General features: G+C 54.7%; 18 protein-coding genes. 15 read left to right on the forward strand and 3 right to left on the reverse strand.

The annotated features are described in order from the left end of the window. Positions 1–67: 67 nt before the first annotated feature. The 3 genes from LZP73_RS10670 to flgA form a co-directional block, all read right to left on the reverse strand. Positions 68–493: a flagella synthesis protein FlgN gene (locus LZP73_RS10670; protein ID WP_234234937.1), complete on the reverse strand. Its 426-nt coding sequence runs from the start codon at positions 491–493 to the stop codon at positions 68–70. Between the two features lie 2 nt (positions 494–495). Beyond that, on the reverse strand, positions 496–816 hold the full coding sequence (gene flgM / locus LZP73_RS10675) for a flagellar biosynthesis anti-sigma factor FlgM (protein ID WP_234234939.1): 321 nt from the start codon (positions 814–816) through the stop codon (positions 496–498). A gap of 74 nt (positions 817–890) precedes the next feature. Further along, positions 891–1,598, reverse strand: coding sequence for a flagellar basal body P-ring formation chaperone FlgA (flgA, locus tag LZP73_RS10680; protein ID WP_234234941.1), 708 nt, complete (start codon positions 1,596–1,598; stop codon positions 891–893). A gap of 198 nt (positions 1,599–1,796) precedes the next feature. On the opposite strand from flgA, the gene LZP73_RS10685 reads away from it, so the two are divergent. The 15 genes from LZP73_RS10685 (at position 1,797) to LZP73_RS10755 (ending at position 17,983) form a co-directional block, all read left to right on the forward strand. Beyond that, positions 1,797–2,717, forward strand: coding sequence for a chemotaxis protein CheV (locus tag LZP73_RS10685; RefSeq protein WP_169564231.1), 921 nt, complete (start codon positions 1,797–1,799; stop codon positions 2,715–2,717). A 115-nt stretch (positions 2,718–2,832) separates the two neighbouring features. Next, the gene (locus LZP73_RS10690; protein WP_169564380.1) at positions 2,833–3,672 is read left to right on the forward strand and encodes a CheR family methyltransferase; all 840 of its coding nucleotides are present in this window, start codon (positions 2,833–2,835) and stop codon (positions 3,670–3,672) included. A 132-nt stretch (positions 3,673–3,804) separates the two neighbouring features. Beyond that, complete coding sequence (flgB, locus tag LZP73_RS10695; protein ID WP_234234943.1) at positions 3,805–4,203, forward strand: flagellar basal body rod protein FlgB; 399 nt, start codon at positions 3,805–3,807, stop codon at positions 4,201–4,203. A gap of 2 nt (positions 4,204–4,205) precedes the next feature. Next, positions 4,206–4,622, forward strand: coding sequence for a flagellar basal body rod protein FlgC (flgC, locus tag LZP73_RS10700; protein WP_169564233.1), 417 nt, complete (start codon positions 4,206–4,208; stop codon positions 4,620–4,622). A 24-nt stretch (positions 4,623–4,646) separates the two neighbouring features. Continuing rightward, complete coding sequence (gene flgD, locus LZP73_RS10705) at positions 4,647–5,414, forward strand: flagellar hook assembly protein FlgD (protein ID WP_234234945.1); 768 nt, start codon at positions 4,647–4,649, stop codon at positions 5,412–5,414. A gap of 65 nt (positions 5,415–5,479) precedes the next feature. Continuing rightward, positions 5,480–6,856 (forward strand): flagellar hook protein FlgE, encoded by a 1,377-nt coding sequence (gene flgE / locus LZP73_RS10710; protein WP_234234947.1) that lies wholly within the window; start codon positions 5,480–5,482, stop codon positions 6,854–6,856. 181 nt (positions 6,857–7,037) lie between these two features. Next, complete coding sequence (flgF, locus tag LZP73_RS10715) at positions 7,038–7,781, forward strand: flagellar basal-body rod protein FlgF (RefSeq protein ID WP_234234949.1); 744 nt, start codon at positions 7,038–7,040, stop codon at positions 7,779–7,781. Between the two features lie 10 nt (positions 7,782–7,791). Continuing rightward, positions 7,792–8,580, forward strand: coding sequence for a flagellar basal-body rod protein FlgG (gene flgG, locus LZP73_RS10720; RefSeq protein WP_234234952.1), 789 nt, complete (start codon positions 7,792–7,794; stop codon positions 8,578–8,580). Between the two features lie 10 nt (positions 8,581–8,590). Next, positions 8,591–9,265 (forward strand): flagellar basal body L-ring protein FlgH, encoded by a 675-nt coding sequence (gene flgH / locus LZP73_RS10725; protein WP_234234953.1) that lies wholly within the window; start codon positions 8,591–8,593, stop codon positions 9,263–9,265. A gap of 11 nt (positions 9,266–9,276) precedes the next feature. Next, positions 9,277–10,368 (forward strand): flagellar basal body P-ring protein FlgI, encoded by a 1,092-nt coding sequence (locus tag LZP73_RS10730; protein ID WP_234234955.1) that lies wholly within the window; start codon positions 9,277–9,279, stop codon positions 10,366–10,368. A 16-nt stretch (positions 10,369–10,384) separates the two neighbouring features. Further along, positions 10,385–11,440 (forward strand): flagellar assembly peptidoglycan hydrolase FlgJ, encoded by a 1,056-nt coding sequence (flgJ, locus tag LZP73_RS10735; RefSeq protein ID WP_234234957.1) that lies wholly within the window; start codon positions 10,385–10,387, stop codon positions 11,438–11,440. 37 nt (positions 11,441–11,477) lie between these two features. Continuing rightward, on the forward strand, positions 11,478–13,397 hold the full coding sequence (flgK, locus tag LZP73_RS10740) for a flagellar hook-associated protein FlgK (RefSeq protein WP_234234959.1): 1,920 nt from the start codon (positions 11,478–11,480) through the stop codon (positions 13,395–13,397). A gap of 10 nt (positions 13,398–13,407) precedes the next feature. After that, entirely contained in the window at positions 13,408–14,613 is a 1,206-nt protein-coding gene (gene flgL, locus LZP73_RS10745) for a flagellar hook-associated protein FlgL (protein WP_234234961.1), read from the forward strand. A gap of 185 nt (positions 14,614–14,798) precedes the next feature. Next, positions 14,799–16,211 carry a flagellin gene (locus LZP73_RS10750; protein WP_234234963.1) on the forward strand — a complete coding sequence of 471 codons (1,413 nt, stop codon included), beginning with the start codon at positions 14,799–14,801 and terminating at the stop codon, positions 16,209–16,211. A 362-nt stretch (positions 16,212–16,573) separates the two neighbouring features. Further along, a complete protein-coding gene (locus LZP73_RS10755; RefSeq protein ID WP_234234965.1) occupies positions 16,574–17,983 on the forward strand; it encodes a flagellin in 1,410 nt (469 codons plus the stop codon). Positions 17,984–18,164 lie beyond the last annotated feature (181 nt).

Raw genomic sequence — 18,164 nt, forward strand, 5'->3', positions numbered from 1 at the left:
ACGGGCATAAAAAAACCACCTCGGGGTGGTTTTTTTATGCTGTGGTGCTCTTGTTGGCACAGCCGGCTCAGGCTTTCAGCTTGTTGCCTAAGCTGGAAATGGTTGAGGTTCGACCTTTATCGTTATAGGTGAGGCTGGTGGCGTTACGGCTGACTTGTAACGCTTGGGAAAAACGATTCAGGCTGGCAAGACTCAGCTCAATCAAGGCGGCATTCTGCTCATTGAGTTGCTGGCATTCGGCCAGCAAGTGTTTGGCCGAGGCAATTTTCTGGCTCAACTCGGGGACGCTGCCAAGCAGTGCCTTATCCGGATGGGCCGCGATACGTTGATCGTTCGTCGACAATTCGCCGAGGCAGTGGGATTTGCTGCTTGCCAGTGCCAGCAGGGTGTCGGCATCTTGTTCGGCCAACGCCGCTTTCTCCTTGAGGACTATGTCCTTAAGGCTTGTCAGTTGGGCAAATTGCAGTTCAACCAGTTCGAGCAGTTCAGTCATGGTTACTCTTTATTCAGTTCGCTCAGCTCGCTTTCAAACCCGGCGATATTAACGGCCAGCTTCTCGGGATCCACTTTATAGCGGCCCTCTATGATAGCCTGCTTAATTTCAGCCACTTTCTTGCTGTCGACTTCCGGCAGTGAGGCCATTTTAGTCTGCACTCCTTGCAGTTGTTGCGCCTGTGGGGTGATGACGACCGAGTCCCCCTTTGGGACTCCGCTATGCTTGGCCACCTGTGCCGTATCCGCACCTGTTGATTTGGCCTGGGTCGAACGCATCTGGGCGTTCGTTGCCGTGTTGAGTTTGTTAATATCCATTGCCATTTTTGGCTCCAGCAGCATGTATCAAGATTTCTTAACCTGGGTATCGGCGGTCGGGAATAAAACTTTAGCTTATTTTACATCCTAACTTCCACTTCGCCAATTCCGCTGACTCTGGCATCCAATTCCCTGTTCGAATGGCTGTTTTTGACCCTGATGGTGTCACCCAGATTGCCGTCCCTGAGTGCTTCGCCCAAGGTTTTGATTTCGAAGGCGTCGGAGCGGGCAAATATCGAGATGGCATCGCCCTTACAGACGAAACAGAGGTTATTCGCCAGTATGGGCGCCTCCATGGCGACCCTGTGTTTGACTCTGGTACCTACTATCTCGCTTGGCTGCGCAAATTGCTGCCCCCTGAGACTGGTTTGATCTATGTAGCGGATCTCGAGCTCATCGGCGGTTATCAGGTCACCGGCCGAGAGTATGCTTGTGGCCACCACCACAGGGAAGAGGATATCGACTCTGACCGAGACATAGACTTGCCAGGGGTAGTCCAGGTCGGGGCTGTTGCAGCCGATTTTTACGGTATTATTGCGGCTGATTTCCCTGTCGCTGGCCAACTCGACCGTCACTGCGCTGCTGCACCTTGGAGGCGCGAGACGACTGTCCAGATTCAGCGGGGTGATCTCGACTCTGGCGTTGTCCGGAGCGGTAATTTTTTTCGCTACTACGGCTTTAGTCTGCGCCATTATGGCCGATATAGTGGGAGTCACAGGCTCATCGGCTGCGAGAGCCGCCAATGGCATGAAGCAAGTGATTAACAACCAAAGTAAATTTACTTTCATAATGAAGATGCTAGCGTCGCACGCTAGAGTATACCTATACTTTCACCGGGCCCGAGCTGGATGTCGTTTATCTGCAGTCTGTCAGAAAATTGACTCAGTCTAAGGCGAATTTTATCTCTGGTGAGTAGTAAGCAATTTATATGCCTATACTCGTATGAGTGCTAGGATACTGCATAAACACAACAACAAGGCAGGGTTATGTCGAGCATTCTTGATTCAGTCAATAAACGTACCCAACTGGTTGGACAAAACCGTTTAGAGTTACTGCTTTTTAAGCTCAATGGACGGCAGCGTTTCGGCATTAACGTATTTAAAGTCAAAGAAGTATTGCAGTGCCCTAAGCTAACCAGCCTGCCAAGACTCAATAAGCACGTCTGCGGCGTGGCCAATATTCGTGGTACCACCATCTCGGTCATAGATCTCAGCGCCGCCACGGGTGGCCGTCCCATCGCCAGTACCGAAAATTGTTTCGTGATCATTTCCGAATACAACCGCAGCGTGCAGGGTTTCCTGGTGAGCTCGGTCGAGCGCATCATCAACATGAACTGGGATGCCATAATGCCACCGCCCAAGGGCGCGGGTCGTTATTCCTATTTGACGGCTGTGACCGAAATCGAGGGCGAATTGGTGGAGATCCTCGACGTGGAGAAAATCCTCGATGAAATCTCACCGGTCAAGACCCAGATCAGCCAGGAAGTGGACGAATCCCTCACCCTGGATAGAGGCCAGCACTACCATATCATGGTGATAGATGATTCGTCGGTGGCGCGCAAGCAGATCATACGTTCGCTGGAGTCCTTGAACCTGCAGATAGACACGGCCAAAGACGGCAAGGAAGCATTGGACAAGCTTAAAGCCGTCGCCACCGAGATGGATAATGTGGCCGATGAGATCCCCTTGATCATCTCGGACATTGAAATGCCTGAGATGGATGGCTATACCCTGACGGCGGAGATCCGTGACGATCCCAAACTCAAGCATATCAAGGTGGTGTTGCATACCTCCTTGAGCGGGGTCTTCAACCAGGCCATGGTGCAAAAGGTGGGTGCCAATGACTTTATTGCCAAGTTTAATCCCGACGAGTTGGCTGCCGCAGTCAATAAACATCTGAGTCTTTAACCTTTTTATACCCGGGCCTGTCCACTAGCCTGGCAACACAGATCCAAGGATGGTCGTTACTTTTTTACCCGTATGAACAGACACTGGCGTGAGTGGTGTTCATCGCAGTTAGGATATTAATGTGCCGAATAAATCACTCGCTGAAGCCGAATATAACCAGTTCAGGTTGTTTTTAGAGCAACATAGCGGCATCGTCTTGGGTGACAATAAGCAGTATCTGGTTCGCAGCCGTCTGGCGCCCCTGATGGGCAAGTATCAGTTACCCTCGCTTTCCGACGTGGTCAAGCAATCGATGAAACCCATAGAGCGTCAACTCAGGGCTGAAGTCATAGATGCCATGACCACCAACGAAACCTTATGGTTCAGGGACAGGTATCCATTCGAATTGCTGAGTTCGGCGCTGTTGCCCGAGTACAGCCGTTTGGGGCGGCCCTTGAAGATCTGGTCGGCCGCCTGCTCCTCCGGGCAGGAACCCTATTCCCTGGCCATGACTGTGCTCGAATATCAACAGCGCAGACCGGGAACCCTGCCTGCGGGCGCGAGCATTCAGGCGACGGATCTGTCACCTTCCATGCTGGAGCGTTGCAAGAATGCCGAATACGACAGCCTGGCATTGGCAAGGGGCCTGTCCGAGGAGCGCAAGCGCCAATTCTTCGATGCCACCCCGACGGGTACCATGAAGGTCAAGGATAACGTCAAGCGGCTGGTGAATTTCCGCGCCCACAACTTGCTCGAGAGTTATACCTTGCTGGGTAAGTTCGACATCATCTTTTGCCGCAATGTACTGATCTACTTCGCCCCGGAGGCAAAGGCAAAGATACTGCGGCAATTTGCTGCCGCCCTGAACCCCAGGGGGATCTTGTTCCTGGGGGCATCTGAGTCCATTGCCGGCCTGACCGATGAATTCGATATGGTGCGTTGCAACCCAGGCATCTATTACCAGAAAAAGACTTAAGCTATTCTTTTAAAAGAAAATCACCGAGATAATTCGGTGATTTTTCATTCTCTCCCGCAATATCTCTACTCGAACTTATTTGTTGGCACATGAATTGCTTTAATTCCGTCAGTGGAATTAGGAGGCAAATTTATGGCGATCAGTTTTGACAAAGCACTTGGCGTGCACCAATACACTCTGGGTGTCCGGGCCCAGCGGGCCGAAGTGCTGTCGAGCAACATAGCCAACGCCGATACTCCCCATTACAAGGCGCGTGATGTCAACTTCGCCTCGGCGATGCAAGCCGCCCAAAGCAAGCAGCATGGTCTGAGGACAGCTGTCACCAACGAAAAGCATTTCGATTTGGCCGCACTTTCTCAGCAAAATGTGCAGTATCGGGTGCCGGATCAGCCCGATACCGGCGACGGCAACACTGTCGATGTGCAACACGAGCAATCGGCTTTCATGCAAAATGCCTTGGAATACCAGATGTCTCTGGGCTTCCTCGACAGCAAGTTTTCCGGGCTGAGAAAGGCCATTAGGGGAGATTAATCATGAGTTTATTCAATATCTTCAATGTGGCAGGTTCGGGCATGTCGGCGCAATCTGTCAGGCTCAACGTGACGGCCAGTAACATTGCCAACGCCGACTCGGTATCGAGCAGCATAGACAAGACCTACCGCGCCAGACAGCCTATCTTCGAAGCCGAATTGGCCAAGGCCAGCAGTCAACAGCTGGACTCGCAAGGGGTCGCGGTCAGAGGCATAGTCGAGAGCGATAAGCCGCTGCTGAAAGAATATTCTCCCGATCATCCCATGGCCGATACCGATGGCTTTATCTACAAACCAAATGTCAATGTGATGGAAGAAATGGCCAACATGATTTCTGCCTCACGTTCGTATCAAATGAATGTCCAGGTGGCTGACGCGGCGAAATCCATGCTGCAGCAAACCCTGAGAATGGGTAAATAATATGAGTCTTTCCGGAGGTTTGCTATGAGCCTAGTCAATAACGTACTCAACACGTCCGCTCAGAATGTTCAGAGCAAGAGCGGTGTGAGCCCCAATTCCGCATCGAGCACAGGCTCGACGGGAAATCCTTTCCTGGACAGCATCAGCTTGCCGGAGGACTCGGGCGTGCCCGAGGCCAAGAGCCAACAGCTGACACAGGATGATTTCTTTTCCCTGTTGAGCCAACAGTTGTCGATGCAGGATCCTTTTAAGCCGGTCGACAACGACCAGATGATCGCCCAGATGGCCTCTTTCTCCACCGTCGACGGCATAGGCAAGCTGAACGATGAAATCGGCAACCTCAACAGTCTGACCACCTCGAGCCAGGCGCTGCAGGCATCCGGTTTGGTTGGCCGCAAGGTGTTGATCCCATCCGATGTGGGTTATAGCTCAAGCGAAGACCCCGGCATCAAGGGGGTGATAAGTACGCCCGAGCCTATGCAGGACATCAAAATAAGCGTCGAAGATGAGTCGGGTCAGTTGATCAAGACCTTCATAGTCGATGGCCGCGAAGGCGGCAACATAGACGTCAGCTGGGATGGATTGGATAAGAATGGCGTGCCGGTCAAGGAAGGCAACTATTCCCTCAAGGCCAGTGGCAGCGTCGATGGCAAGGCCCAGGATCTCGCCGTTTCGACCTACTCGCACGTTTCCAGTGTGTCATTGGGAACCGCCAGTACCGGTGCCATCCTCAATCTGAGAGGCATGGGTGGCATCAAGTTAGCCGATGTATTGGCCGTTTCAGAAACATAACTCGAATTTAATGAATAGGGCGCCCGGCGCCTAACCAAGCATTTAGTCAGAATTAGAGGTGAACTATGTCATTTAATATTGCACTGAGTGGTATCGCTGCGGCGCAGAAAGATCTCAATACCACGGCAAACAACATTGCCAACGTCAACACGGTCGGCTTCAAGGAGTCGCGGGCGGAATTTGCCGATGTCTATGCCAATTCGATCTTTTCCAACAGCAAAACCGCCGTCGGCGGGGGTGCCACCACGACTCAGGTGGCGCAGCAATTCCACCAGGGCAGCCTGCAGTTCACCAACAATGCGCTGGATATGGCCATCAGTGGCAATGGTTTCTTCGTTACCTCTTCTTCGGTCGGCACCCAGGATTATTCCTATACCCGTGCCGGTGCCTTCAAGCGTGACGCGGATAACTTCCTGGTGGACTCGGCCGGCAACTATCTGCAGACTTTTCCGGTCGACAAAGAGGGTAATTCCACCTCTGTGAGTCTGACCACCACCCAACCCGTGCAAATTCCCGATACCGCGGGCAGCCCGGTGAAAACTTCCAATGTTTCCATGACGGTCAACCTGAACTCGAGTGAGAAAACCTTGGATCCGGCCGACTTCGATCCGGGCAATGCCAAGACCTTCAACAACTCGACGGCCGTGACCGTCTATGACTCCCTCGGCGAGTCCCATGTGTTGACCACTTATTTTGTCCGTCCTCCCGGGGCCGCCAGCGGCGGCAATAGCAGCTGGGTCGCCTTCTATGCCATGGATGATAAGCCTGTCAATCTGGATGCCGGTGCGGTCGGAAGCTATGTCAAAGACACGGATACGGATACGGACGGGGACGGCATAATAGATCCAACGGGTACCGCCCAGACCACGGGTGGCTGGACCGGTGCCGTGGTGAGCTTCAACTCTGTCGGGGCTTACACAGGCAGCAACCCTGCGACCATCACCACGGAAGCGCTGGGGACAGGTGGCTCAAACGTGTTGAGCGCCGCCGCCGATGCAACCCAGCAGATCACCATTAATTTTGACAATCCGACCCAGTTCTCCGAGAAGTTCAACGCCACCGCATTGAGCCAGGACGGGGTGACGGTCGGCCGCCTGACCAATGTCGAGGTCGGCGCCGATGGTCTGGTAACTGCCAAGTACAGCAACGGCTCGACAGTGCCCTTGGCACGGGTCGCGTTGGTGCGCTTCTCCAACGAGCAGGGCTTGACCCAGGTGGGCAACACTTCCTGGAAGGCGACCCAGGCCTCGGGTGAGGCCTTGGCCGGCGAGGCCAATGGCGGCACTTTCGGCAGCATACGCTCGTCGGCATTGGAGCAGTCGAACGTCGACCTGACCACTGAGCTGGTGGATCTGATCTCGGCCCAGCGCAACTTCCAGGCCAACTCACGTACCCTGGAAATCAACAACACTCTGCAACAGACGATACTGCAGATCCGTTAATGCTTTCTATGCCATGAGAGTGTTGCCGCCTGCGGCAACACTCTGCCGCTTCCTTGCGGCAGATTTCCCCCGTCAGCCATTCCCCATGCTTTTTTCTTAGTTATCCACTCATTAGCTTGTCTACTTTTTGGCATGATGCTTGCTTTGTATTAGCCATGTAGGAAGTTTGACGGAGCAGCCAGTGGACAAATTACTTTATGTCGCCATGAGCGGGGCCAAGCAGAATATGAATGCGCTGGCCGTGCGTGGCAACAACCTAGCCAATGCCAATACTGATGGTTTCAAGTCGGACATGGCCCAGGCGCGTGCCATGCAAGCCTTCGGTGAAGGCATGCCGTCGCGGGTATTTGCCATGACTGAGTCGCCTTCGGCCAACTTCAGGGCCGGCCCCATCAAGACCACAGGCAGGGATCTGGACATAGCCGTCAAGGGCGATGGCTGGATAGCTGTGCAGGGAAAGGATGGCGCCGAAGCCTATACCCGCTCCGGCAGCCTGAGTTTCGATACGACCGGCTTGCTGCGTAACGACAGGGGCAACGCTGTGATGGGAGAAAATGGTCCCATAGTGCTGCCACTGCCGATCCAGAAGGTCGAAATTTCCCAGGATGGCATCATTTCGGTCAGGCCCCAGGGGGCGACGGCGGAAGTGATAGAAGAAGTCGGTCGCATCAAGCTCGTTAACCCGGGCAACCAGAATCTGATGCGCGGCGAGGACGGCTTATTCCGTTTGACCTCGGGTCAGGATGCGCCGGCGGATCCCCGGGTGGCGCTCGAGAGTGGGGCGGTCGAGGGCAGCAATGTCAACGCCGTCGAGGAAATGGTGTCCCTTATCGATTTACAGCGTCAGTTCGAGTTGCAGGTCAAGATGATGAAAACCGCAGAAGAGAATGATCGCGCTTCCTCTGCATTAATGCGCATTAGTTAGGAGATAGATTATGCATCCCGCCTTATGGATAAGTAAGACTGGCTTAGACGCTCAGCAGACCAATATCGCCGTGATTTCCAACAACGTCGCCAACGCCAGCACTGTGGGTTTCAAGAAGAGCCGTGCCGTGTTCGAAGACTTGCTCTATCAAACTGTGAACCAGGCCGGCGGCGTCAGCGCCTCCAATACCAAGCTGCCCAATGGCCTGAATATCGGCGCCGGTACCAAGGTGGTCGCCACCCAGAAGTCGTTTACCCAAGGCAACATGTTGACCACGGACAACTCGCTCGATCTGATGATCGAGGGACCGGGTTTCTTCGAGGTGCAGCTTCCCGATGGTACCGCGGCCTACACCCGCAACGGCCAGTTTACCCTGGACGAGAGTGGCCAGCTGGTGACCCCGGGTTCCGGCTACGTGGTGCAGCCGGCAATTACCATTCCCGACAATGCGACCAGCATTACCGTTTCCGCCGAAGGCGAAGTGTCGGTGAAAACCCCGGGTACCGCCGAGAACCAGGTGGTAGGTCAGCTGAGCATGACAGACTTCATCAATCCATCTGGCCTGGATCCCATGGGACAGAACATGTACCAGGAAACCGGCGCCAGCGGCACCCCCATTCAGGGCACGGCTTCGCTCGATGGCATGGGGGCCATACGCCAGGGCGCACTGGAGACCTCCAACGTCAATGTGACCGAAGAGCTGGTCAACCTGATCGAAGGTCAGCGGGTCTATGAGATGAACTCCAAGGTGATTTCTGCCGTGGATCAGATGCTGTCTTATGTTACCCAGAATCTGTAGGGGACGACCCATGGCTAGATACCTGCTGCTGCTTGCCGGTCTGTTGCTTACCGGCTGTAGCTCGACCCAGAACAAACCCATTGCCGACGATCCTTTCTATGCGCCTGTTTATCCTGAGGCGCCGCCAACCAAGATGGAGGTCACAGGCTCCATCTATCAGGAGAGCCAGGCATCCAGCTTGTATTCGGATATTCGCGCCCATAAGGTCGGCGACATCATCACTGTGGTGCTCAAAGAGGCGACCCAGGCGAGCAAGAGCGCCAACAACAAGATCAAGAAGGGCTCGGATCTGTCGGTGGAACCGCTCTTTGCCGGTGGCGGCAATGTCACCATCAAAGGGGTGCCGCTGGATCTGAGCTACCAAGATGCGATGAATACCAAGCGCGAGTCGGGGGCGGATCAGAGCAACAGTCTCGATGGCAGCATCTCGGCCAACGTGATGCAAGTGCTCAGCAACGGCAACCTGGTGATCCGAGGTGAGAAATGGATCAGCATCAACAATGGGGATGAGTTTATTCGGGTGACAGGCATAGTCAGATCCCAGGACATTCGCCCCGATAACACCATAGATTCTCCCCGGGTCGCCAATGCCCGCATCCAATACAGCGGCACAGGTACCTTTGCCGAAGCCCAAAAAGTGGGTTGGTTAGGTCAGTTTCTGCTGAGCGACTGGTGGCCCTTCTGAGGAGTTTGCCCATGAAAGCTAAATTCATACTCGCAGCCGGCTTATTGCTGCTGGCCCTGCCTGGCTACGCCGAGCGCATCAAGGACATAGCCAATGTCCAGGGGGTGCGCAGCAACCAATTGATAGGCTATGGCATGGTGGTCGGCCTGCCGGGCACGGGAGAGAAGACCCGCTATACGGAGCAGACCTTCACTACCATGCTGAAGAACTTCGGCGTCAATTTGCCGGACGGTTTTCGCCCCAAGATCAAGAACGTTGCCGTGGTGGCAGTTCATGCCGACATGCCGGCCTTCATCAAGCCGGGTCAAAGTCTTGACGTTACCGTCTCCAGCTTGGGTGAGGCCAAGAGCCTGCGTGGCGGCACCCTGTTGCAGACCTTCCTCAAGGGGGTCGACGGCAAGGTGTACGCCATAGCCCAGGGCAGCCTGGTGGTCAGTGGTTTCAGTGCCGAAGGCCTCGACGGCTCCAAGGTGATCCAAAATACCCCTACCGTTGGCAGGATCCCCAATGGCGCCATTGTCGAACGTCCGGTCGCCAGTTCCTTCTCCAGCGGGGATTACCTGACCTTCAACCTGCGCCGCTCCGATTTCTCCACCGCCGAGCGCATGGCGGATGCGATCAACGATCTGCTGGGCGATGGCATGGCCAGAGCCCTGGATGCCACTTCGGTCCAGGTCAGTGCCCCGAGGGATGTGTCCCAGCGGGTGTCTTTCCTGGCGACCCTGGAGAATATTCAGGTTGAACCGGCAGAAGAGTCGGCCAAGGTGATAGTCAATTCCCGTACCGGCACCATAGTGGTAGGCCAGAATGTACAGCTGCTGCCGGCGGCCGTGACCCATGGCGGTTTGACAGTGACCATAGCCGAGGCCTTGAATGTGTCTCAGCCCAATGCCCTGTCCCAGGGTGAGACTGTGGTGACCAGCAACAGCACCATAGGTGTCGAAGAAGATAAGCGCCGCATGTTCATGTTCAATCCGGGCACTACCCTGGATGAGCTGGTGCGGGCGGTCAATCTGGTCGGCGCGGCGCCTTCGGATGTGTTGGCGATCCTCGAAGCGTTAAAGATGGCAGGCGCTTTGCATGGTGAACTCATCATCATCTGAAAATTGTCGGGGAACCATGGAAAAGCTGTCAAATTCATCGCACTTTCTCGATCTGGGCGGCCTGGATTCGCTGCGCTCTCAGGCGCAGCAAGATCAGAAGGGCGCCTTGCAGAAAGTGGCCAAGCAATTCGAAGGCATTTTCGTGCAGATGTTGATGAAGAGCATGCGTGACGCCAATGCGGTGTTCGAGTCCGACAGCCCGATGAACAGCCAATACACCAAATTCTATGAACAGATGCGCGATCAACAGCTGTCGGTCGACTTGTCCGACAAGGGCGTGCTGGGTCTGGCGGACATGATGGTGCAGCAGTTGTCTCCTGAGGGGAGCAATGTCACCCCTGCCTCAGTGCTCAGAGGTGAGCTTGGGGCCAGTCCGGCGCGGCAGCAGCCTGACACGGCCGCCGCCATCCCTCCAGTTGCCACAGCGAAAACCACAGCTGAGCCTCAACCTGAACTGCTGTTTCCAAGCCGGCACCACAGGACAGAGGCGGGCCCACAAACGGCAGACGGCATATTGGCGCCCATCTTGAGTGGCAAGACCTTGCCGTCGGCAGCGGCACAAACCCAGGTGAATGCGACCTTCGACAGCCGGGATGAATTTGTCACCCGTCTCTATCCCCATGCAGAGAAAGCGGCCAAGGCCTTGGGCACCAGCCCTGAGTTGCTGTTGGCACAGTCTGCGCTGGAAACCGGCTGGGGGCAAAAGATGGTGCGCCGCAGCGACGGTGCCAGCAGCAATAACTTATTCAATATCAAGGCCGACAAAGGTTGGGACGGCGGTAAGACCAGCGTCAATACCCTGGAATTTGAACAGGGCATAGCCGTTAAACAGAAAGCAGATTTCAGAATGTACGACAACGTCGAGCAGAGCTTCAATGATTTCGTGTCTTTCATCAGCGAGGGTGACCGCTACCAGGAAGCCCGGCAAGTGGCCGCCGAACCCGCCAAGTTCATCAAGGCATTGCAGCAGGCAGGTTATGCGACAGATCCCCATTATGCCGACAAGGTACTCAAGGTGATGAAGTCCATCACTGCGCAGTTCAAGACCCTGATACCGGGAGAGACGCGATGATACAGGTCACCATATTTGTTCCCAGGAGCGCCAACTAATGTCTATCGATCTACTGAATATCGCCCGTACCGGTGTCATGGCATCCCAGTCCCAGCTGGGGCTGACGAGTAACAACATCACCAATGCCAATACCGCAGGCTATCACAGGCAGGTGGCGACCCAAGCGACCTTGGAGTCGCAGCAACTGGGAGGGCATTTTTATGGCGCAGGTACTTATGTTTCCGACGTGAAGCGCATCTATAACGACTACGCCGCCCGTGAGTTGCGCATCGGCCAGACGGGGCTGGGGGCTGCCGAAGCCAGCCACAGCAAACTGAGCGAGTTGGATCAGTTGTTTTCCGTCATTGGCAAGGCAGTGCCCCAGGGGCTGAACGATTTCTTCTCCAGCATCAATTCTCTGGCCGATCTGCCGGCGGATCTCGGGGTGCGTGGCGGTATGCTGGCCTCCGCCGGGCAGCTCGCCGACAGCCTGAATCAAATGCAGGCCCAGCTCGATGGCCAATTGACGCAGACCAATGATCAGATAGAAGGTATCACCAAGAGAGTCAATGAAATCAGCCAGGAGCTTGGCAACATCAACCGGGAGTTGATGAAGTCGAGCGGTCAGGATATGCAGCTGTTGGATCACCAGGATGCGCTCATCCAGGAGCTGAGCCAATACGCCGAAGTCAATGTCATCCCCTTGGACACAGGGGCCAAGACCATAATGCTGGGTGGCGCCATGACCTTGGTCTCGGGGGAACTCGCCATGACGGTGGGCACTAAGCAGGGGGATCCCGTACCGCGGGAGACCGAGCTCACAGGCACCATAGGCGACAAGAATGTGGCGATAGATCCCGGTAAGCTGGGTGGACAACTGCAGGCGTTGTTCGATTTTCGCGATCAAACCTTGGTGCCGGCCAGTCATGAAATGGGGCAACTGGCATTGGGCATCGCCGACGCCTTCAACAGCATGCAGGGCCAGGGCATGGATCTCAATGGCCAGGTTGGACAGAATATCTTTCGGGACATCAACGATCCTCTGATGTCCAGCGGCCGGGTCAGTGCCTATGCCACCACCCCGGCAACGGCGGCCAACCTGAGTGTCAATATCGATGACACAGGCGCCTTGACCGGCGGTGCCTACGACTTGAGCTTCGACGGTGCCAACTATCAATTGACCGATGTCGACAGCGGGGCAGTCACCAATTTGACGCTCAACGGCACTGTGCTCGAGGGCGGTGCCGGCTTCAGCATCAACCTAGACTCGGGCGTGGCTTCCCTGGCGGCGGGCAACAAGTTTGCCATACGCCCCACGGCCGGCGCGGCCGGTGGCATCGCAGTGGTGATGACAGATCCCAAGGGCATTGCCGCCGCCAGCCCCAAGATCAACGCAGATGCGGCTAACTCGGGCAATACCCAGGTTAAACTCGTCAGCATAGACAACCGCAATGCCGCCAATTTCCCGGTCACGGGCAACGAGCTGACCTTCACTCTGGATACGGTCGCCAATACCTTCACCACCCTGGCGGCCGATGGCAGCACTTCGGGGCCAACGGCCTACACGCCGCCCAACATCAGTGCCTTCGGTTTTACCTTCGAAGTGACCTCGGCGGGCGAAACTGGGCAGAGCTTCAGCTTCGATCTGTCTGCCGCCCAGGGGGATAACACCAATCTGGTGGCCATGGCCAAGCTGAGCGAAAGCAAGCTGATGAACGGCGGCGCCTCGACCCTGGCCGACGTGTTTCAGCAAACCAAGCTAGATGTGGGTAACCAGACCAAGGCGGCGGAAGTGAAGGTCGGCACCGCCAACGCCATCTATCAGCAAGCCTATGCCAGGGTCGAGAGCGAGTCCGGCGTCAACCTGGACGAAGAGGCGGCCAACTTGATGCGTTTTCAACAGGCCTATCAGGCATCCGCCAGGATCATGACCACGGCTTCCGAACTATTTGACACCTTGTTTAACTCGGTACGCTAGGAGATAAGGGATGCGCATTTCTACCGCACAGATGTTCAATCAAAATATCAGCGGCGTGCTGGAGAAACAGAGCGCCACCAATAAGCTGGTGGAGCAACTCTCGAGCGGCAAGAAGGTCGTTACCTCGGGTGACGATCCCGTGGCGGCGCTGGGGATAGATAACCTGAATCAGCAAAATGCCCTGGTCGATCAATTCGTCAAGAATTTAGATTATGCCAGCGGCCGCCTGAGTGTGACCGAGAGCAAGCTCGGCAGTGCCGAAAACCTGGCCATGTCGAGCCGGGATCTCATACTGAGGGCAGTGAACGGCAGCCTCAGTGATGCCGATCGGCAAACTCTTGCCGCTGAGATGCAGGGCAGTCTGGACGAGCTGCTGGCCATGGCCAATAGCAAGGACGAATCGGGCAATTATCTGTTTGCCGGTTTCAATACCGACACCCAGCCCTTTCAATTCGATGCCACGGGCAAGATAAGCTACAGCGGCGACAGCGGCGTGCGCAACACCATGGTGGCCTCCAATGTGGCCCTGGGGACCAATGTGGCCGGTGATGCGGCCTTCATGAACGCCCCTAACGCCATGGGTGACTACAGCGTCAATTATTTGGCCAGTCAACAGGGCGAGTTCAGCGTCAGCAGCGCCAAGATTGCCGATACAACAACTTATGTTGCTGACACATATACATTTAATTTCACAGACAATGGTGCGGGCGGGCTGGATCTTGAAGTGCTCGACTCCGCCAACAATCCTGTCGCCAACCTTGCCAATTACGATCCCAGTGCCCCTGTGAGCTTCAACGGCATAGAGGTCAAGCTGGAGGGAGCCCCAGTTGCCGGGGACAGTTTCAGCATGCAGCCACAGGCGCAAGTCAGCATTTTCGATACTTTGAACAGCGCCATAGCCCTGATAAAAGATCCCGGCAAGACAAATACGCCGGCAGGAAATTCAGAGTTGGCACAGTTGTTGAATAACTTTGACAGTGGTATGACACAGATCAGCGACGCAAGAAGTGAAGCCGGTATTAGCCTGAAGCGGGTCGAGAGTTACCAGAGTTCGCACAGTGATGAGAAGCTTGTCAATAACTCGGCACTGTCCCTGCTTGAAGACTTGGATTACGCCTCGGCGATCAGCGAGTTTGAGAAACAACAACAGGCGCTCAATGCCGTGTCGAGTGTGTTCAGTAAAGTCGGTTCGGTTTCATTGTTTGACTATATATGAGTCGCCTCCTGTAGTTGAAGGCAGGCGCCGGAACAGCAAGAACGACATTGGATGTCAGTGATAAAGACAGGTGTCCAGTGGGTTAGTGGCACTAATGAGTAAAGCAAGACGATATATTCATTTTAGCGATATGACTTAGCCAGGCTCTCAAGTCTTGGCATCAAACTAAGAAAGAGGAATTTAACATGGCTATTTCAGTAAATACTAACATCACCTCCATGAAGGCGCAGAAGAACCTTGGCGGTGCCAACAGCAACTTGCAAACTTCGATGGAGCGTCTGTCTTCGGGTCTGAGGATCAACAGCGCCAAGGATGATGCCGCCGGTCTGCAGATCTCCAACCGTATGACCAGTCAGATCAACGGCCTGGACGTGGCCATGCGCAACGCCAACGACGGTATCTCCATCGCCCAGACAGCCGAAGGCGCCATGGGTGAGTCCACCAACATACTGCAGCGTATGCGCGACCTGTCACTGCAATCGGCCAACGGTTCTAACTCGGTGGAAGACCGCGAGTCCATGAATAAAGAGCTGTCTGCTCTGCAGACCGAGCTGACCCGTATCGCAGATACCACTTCCTTCGGTGGCCAGAAATTGCTCGATGGCACCTATGGTACCCAAAAATTCCAGGTGGGTTCTAATGCCAATGAGACCATCTCTGTATCAATCGGTGACGTGTCGGCCAGTGCTATCGGTCAGAATCAGCTAACAGGTGCCGGCACTGTGTTTGGTGCCGCCGCCGCTGCAGGTTTGGCTTATGGTGTCGCTACAGGTGCGTCAGATATCGTGTTGAGTGGCCCCAGCGGTACTTCAGTTGCAACCGACGTCTCAGGTATGGATGCCAAAGCGGCTGCCGATGCACTGAATGCTTTGGGTACAGGCGTTACCGCCGAAGCCAAAGTATCGGTTGAACTGGGTGGTTTCACCGCTGCCGACACAGGTACTTTGGAAATTGGCACCAGTTCATACGATTTGAGCAAGTTTAACGGCAGCATGAAAGACCTGGCCAGCGCTATTGGCAAAGATGGTTATTCGGCGACTTATGACTCGGCCACTGACAAATTGACTGTTTCGGCAAATGATGTTGCCGGCGTGAAAGCCGTGGGGCCAGCCGGTGGTACCTTGACTATGGCCACAGTGACCAATGGTGTTGCCGGAGCTTCCGATGTTGTCGATGCCGGTGGTGTTGTAGTGAACTCGGAGCTGGCATTCTCATCGAGCGATGCCTTCACGGTAACAGGCACGACGGCTGCGATTACTACCACAGGTGGTGCATCTTCACTGGCTTCGGTAAGAGACATAGATATAGGTACGGCCGATGGCGCCCAGGATGCACTGGCGGTAATAGATTCAGCCATTGCCGGTATAGATTCACAGCGTGCCGATTTGGGTGCGGTACAGAACCGCATGAGCTTTACTATCAATAACCTGGGTAACGTTCAGAGCAACGTGGCCGACGCCCGCAGCCGTATCCAGGATGTGGATTTCGCCAAGGAAACTGCTGAAATGACCAAGCAACAGATACTGTCGCAGACCTCATCAGCCATGTTGGCCCAGGCCAACCAGTTGCCTCAGGTGGCACTGTCACTGCTGGGCTAAGCCGCATTTGGCTTGGTTGAGAGTCAATTGAGAGAGTAAGAGAGGCGCCAAGGTTATTGGCGCCTCTTTGCTATTGTTGGCGCTGTATCTAGCCCTGGTTTTATGTTTATTGGCCGTGATACTCAGCTGGATGCTGGCTGTCAGTTGGCCTGAAACTCCCCGGTTTTTTGCCGGCGAGTTCATGGAAAGCACATTTTTCAAACATTTTAAGAAAAAACATTAAAGTTAGAAAAAGTGCTGCCGTTAAAGTAACTGTAACCAATAAGACCCGCCTGGCTTAACTTAAGCAAACTGTTCAAAACAGATGACTTAAGCCAAGAAACAGGCAAGTTTTCAAGCCAGGTATAAAGAGGAAATCATCTATGGCTATTTCAGTAAACACTAACGTCACCTCCATGAATTCACAGAAGAACTTGGGCAGCGCCAACAATGGATTAAAGACGTCCATGGAGCGCCTGTCTTCGGGTCTGCGCATCAACAGCGCCAAAGATGATGCCGCCGGTCTGCAGATCTCCAACCGTATGACCAGTCAGATCAACGGTCTGGACGTGGCCATGCGCAACGCCAACGACGGTATCTCCATCGCCCAGACAGCCGAAGGCGCCATGGGTGAGTCCACCAACATCCTGCAGCGTATGCGCGACCTGTCACTGCAATCGGCCAACGGTTCAAACTCGGCAGAAGATCGTGAATCTATGCAGAAAGAGATCTCTTCGCTGCAAACCGAATTGACCCGTATCGCCGATACCACTTCTTTCGGTGGCCAGAAGTTGCTCGATGGCAGCTATGGTTCACAGAAATTCCAGGTGGGTTCCAATGCCAATGAGACCATCTCTGTATCAATCGGTGACGTGTCGGCCAGTGCTATCGGCCAGAATCAGCTAACAGGTGCCGGTACTGTGTTTGGTGCTGCCGCCGCTGCAGGTGTGGCTTATGGTGTCGCTACAGGTGCGTCAGATATCGTGTTGAGTGGCCCCAGCGGTACTTCAGTTGCAACCGACATCTCAGGTATGGATGCCAAAGCGGCTGCCGATGCACTGAATGCTTTGGGTACAGGCGTTACCGCCGAAGCCAAAGTATCGGTTGAACTGGGTGGTTTCACCGCTGCCGACACAGGTACCCTGGAAATTGGTACCAGTTCATACGATTTGAGCAAGTTTAACGGCAGCATGAAAGACCTGGCCAGCGCTATTGGCAAAGATGGTTATTCGGCGACTTATGACTCGGCCACTGACAAATTGACTGTTTCTGCAGATGATGTTGCCGGTATTAAAGCCGTGGGTCCAGCCGGTGGTACCTTGACTATGGCCACAGTGACCAATGGCGTTGCCGGAGCTTCCGATGTTGTCGATGCCGGTGGTGTTGTAGTGAACTCGGAGCTGGCATTCTCATCGAGCGATGCCTTCACGGTAACAGGCACGACGGCTGCGATTACTACCACAGGTGGTGCATCTTCACTGGCTTCGGTAAGAGACATAGATATAGGTACGGCCGATGGCGCCCAGGATGCACTGGCGGTAATAGATTCAGCCATTGCCGGTATAGATTCACAGCGTGCCGACTTGGGTGCGGTACAGAACCGTATGAACTTCACCATCAATAACCTGGGTAACGTCCAGAGCAACGTGGCCGACGCTCGCAGCCGTATTCAGGATGTGGATTTCGCCAAGGAAACAGCGCAGATGACCAAGCAACAGATCCTGTCGCAAACCTCATCAGCCATGTTGGCCCAAGCCAACCAGCTGCCTCAGGTCGCACTGTCACTGCTGTAACAGCCGCTAATGGGCATGGCTAGCTGTAATTGCCGTGTCCAATCGAATGACTGGAGTACAGCTTAGCTGATATCAGGGAAGGTTCGTTGCGGACCTTCCCTTGCTGCTTTAAGGTACCACGAGGTTTGAGTGGTTCAGGCCTGTCAGTTGGCCCCATATTTGCAGGCTGGTTTGCATGTTT

Source organism: Shewanella sp. AS16 (genome assembly GCF_021412365.1).
In the GTDB taxonomy this organism is placed as follows: domain Bacteria; phylum Pseudomonadota; class Gammaproteobacteria; order Enterobacterales; family Shewanellaceae; genus Shewanella; species Shewanella salipaludis.

What these genes read in the sequence shown, in the direction of transcription:
- LZP73_RS10670 (WP_234234937.1), bottom strand. Translation starts at nt 493, where the DNA reads ATGACTGAACTGCTCGAACTGGTTGAACTGCAATTTGCCCAACTGACA.
- flgM (WP_234234939.1), bottom strand. Translation starts at nt 816, where the DNA reads ATGGCAATGGATATTAACAAACTCAACACGGCAACGAACGCCCAGATG.
- flgA (WP_234234941.1), bottom strand. Translation starts at nt 1,598, where the DNA reads ATGAAAGTAAATTTACTTTGGTTGTTAATCACTTGCTTCATGCCATTG.
- LZP73_RS10685 (WP_169564231.1), top strand. Translation starts at nt 1,797, where the DNA reads ATGTCGAGCATTCTTGATTCAGTCAATAAACGTACCCAACTGGTTGGA.
- flgB (WP_234234943.1), top strand. Translation starts at nt 3,805, where the DNA reads ATGGCGATCAGTTTTGACAAAGCACTTGGCGTGCACCAATACACTCTG.
- flgC (WP_169564233.1), top strand. Translation starts at nt 4,206, where the DNA reads ATGAGTTTATTCAATATCTTCAATGTGGCAGGTTCGGGCATGTCGGCG.
- flgD (WP_234234945.1), top strand. Translation starts at nt 4,647, where the DNA reads ATGAGCCTAGTCAATAACGTACTCAACACGTCCGCTCAGAATGTTCAG.
- flgE (WP_234234947.1), top strand. Translation starts at nt 5,480, where the DNA reads ATGTCATTTAATATTGCACTGAGTGGTATCGCTGCGGCGCAGAAAGAT.
- flgG (WP_234234952.1), top strand. Translation starts at nt 7,792, where the DNA reads ATGCATCCCGCCTTATGGATAAGTAAGACTGGCTTAGACGCTCAGCAG.
- flgH (WP_234234953.1), top strand. Translation starts at nt 8,591, where the DNA reads ATGGCTAGATACCTGCTGCTGCTTGCCGGTCTGTTGCTTACCGGCTGT.
- LZP73_RS10730 (WP_234234955.1), top strand. Translation starts at nt 9,277, where the DNA reads ATGAAAGCTAAATTCATACTCGCAGCCGGCTTATTGCTGCTGGCCCTG.
- flgJ (WP_234234957.1), top strand. Translation starts at nt 10,385, where the DNA reads ATGGAAAAGCTGTCAAATTCATCGCACTTTCTCGATCTGGGCGGCCTG.
- flgK (WP_234234959.1), top strand. Translation starts at nt 11,478, where the DNA reads ATGTCTATCGATCTACTGAATATCGCCCGTACCGGTGTCATGGCATCC.
- flgL (WP_234234961.1), top strand. Translation starts at nt 13,408, where the DNA reads ATGCGCATTTCTACCGCACAGATGTTCAATCAAAATATCAGCGGCGTG.
- LZP73_RS10750 (WP_234234963.1), top strand. Translation starts at nt 14,799, where the DNA reads ATGGCTATTTCAGTAAATACTAACATCACCTCCATGAAGGCGCAGAAG.
- LZP73_RS10755 (WP_234234965.1), top strand. Translation starts at nt 16,574, where the DNA reads ATGGCTATTTCAGTAAACACTAACGTCACCTCCATGAATTCACAGAAG.